This window comes from Desulfobulbus rhabdoformis (assembly GCF_016919065.1).
Lineage (GTDB): Bacteria > Desulfobacterota > Desulfobulbia > Desulfobulbales > Desulfobulbaceae > Desulfobulbus > Desulfobulbus rhabdoformis.
Genome location: NZ_JAFFQA010000189.1, coordinates 1 through 375, shown reverse-complemented (window position 1 = coordinate 375; position 375 = coordinate 1). Strand labels below are relative to the sequence as shown.

1 protein-coding gene is annotated in these 375 nt (G+C 58.1%); it reads left to right on the top strand.

Annotated features, from left to right (window positions below; all coding sequences use genetic code 11):
- The coding region (locus JWJ90_RS23030) for a TonB-dependent receptor plug domain-containing protein (protein WP_205229537.1) at positions 1-375 on the top strand (375 nt) is incomplete at both ends.

Sequence of the window (375 nt, the reverse complement as noted above, 5' to 3'; positions counted from 1 at the left end):
CTTTTCAAAGAACTGAAGCTATCGATTGACCGGCCACGGCCCGTCTCTCTTTGGGAACCGCCTGGTGCGGACCCGCATGCCAGGTGGTGTGGAGGCCGGGGGAGAAAAACCCCCGGCTATCCGATTGACCGTATTGAAATCGTCCGTGGACCGAGTTCCGCCATCTATGGAAGTGAGGCCACCGGAGGTGTTGTCAATATTATCACCCGTGCTGCTGCAAGGCAGCCCGAGGCGGAAATCGAGGTGCGAGGAGGGGTGGGGCAGGCTGCCGAACAGAGTATTCAGGCAATGGCAGGTTCGGCCTTTGGTCCGCTCCGCTCAACCATCGCCGTGAGTCATGCAAAACAGGACGGCTATGATACAGATATTTCGACC